We start from the raw sequence: 404 nt of genomic DNA on the forward strand, positions 1-404 counted from the left end.
TGTTTGAAGTCTGTAACTTCATAGCTAAGCTGAAAATCTGGATATTTAAGTTGATAGGCATCGATGGTGCTTTCAATAAAATCTACGATATCTACCTCATCCTGGTTAAGCTTAATGGCCTTATTCTCAATTTGTGTAAAGGCCAACAATTTGTTCATCAAGCCATTTAACTTATCGGCTTCCTCATCTAATATTTTCCCGTATAATTTTTGTTCTTTTTCACTAAGGCTAGTTGCACTCTTAATGTTATTACCAGCTATTTTGATTACGCTAACTGGTGTTTTAAACTCATGGGTAAGGTTGGTTAGGAAATCATATTGCAACCTGAACATCTTATGGTTGATGTTCAAATTTCTATAAATAAGAAAAGCCACCAACAAGAGAAGGGCATAAAACACCAAAAT

General features: G+C 34.2%; 1 protein-coding gene. It reads right to left on the bottom strand.

Annotation, left to right across the window (positions count from 1 at the left end):
• The coding region (locus JHD63_RS22940; RefSeq protein WP_198973130.1) for a sensor histidine kinase at positions 1-323 on the bottom strand (323 nt) is incomplete at its 3' end.
• Between the last annotated feature and the right edge of the window lie 81 nt (positions 324-404).

It is taken from the genome of Xylophilus sp. ASV27, from assembly GCF_016428875.1.
GTDB lineage: Bacteria > Pseudomonadota > Gammaproteobacteria > Burkholderiales > Burkholderiaceae_C > Xylophilus.